General features: G+C 70.6%; 1 protein-coding gene. It reads left to right on the top strand.

The genetic code is table 11. From position 1 onward, the window contains the following. The coding region (locus tag D7Y11_RS43110; protein ID WP_148139319.1) for an AMP-binding protein at positions 1-214 on the top strand (214 nt) is incomplete at both ends.

Raw genomic sequence — 214 nt, 5'->3', positions numbered from 1 at the left:
CAGCAACTCCTCGTCGAGTGGAATCCGCCTGCCTCGCAGGTGCCGCGCGAACTCAGCATCCCCGCGATGGTGGAGGCCCAGGTGCGTCGCACGCCGGATGCGCTGGCCGTCATCACGCCCGAGCGGCAGTTGACGTACCGGGAGCTGGACGCGAAGGCGAACCAGCTCGCGCACCGTCTGCGCGGACTTGGCGTCGGGCCCGAAGTCCGCGTCG

Source organism: Corallococcus sp. AB018 (assembly GCF_003986945.1).
Taxonomy (GTDB): Bacteria; Myxococcota; Myxococcia; order Myxococcales; family Myxococcaceae; genus Corallococcus; species Corallococcus exiguus.
The sequence above is the reverse complement of the archived record's forward strand: the minus strand, read 5'-3'. Positions and strand labels throughout refer to the sequence as shown.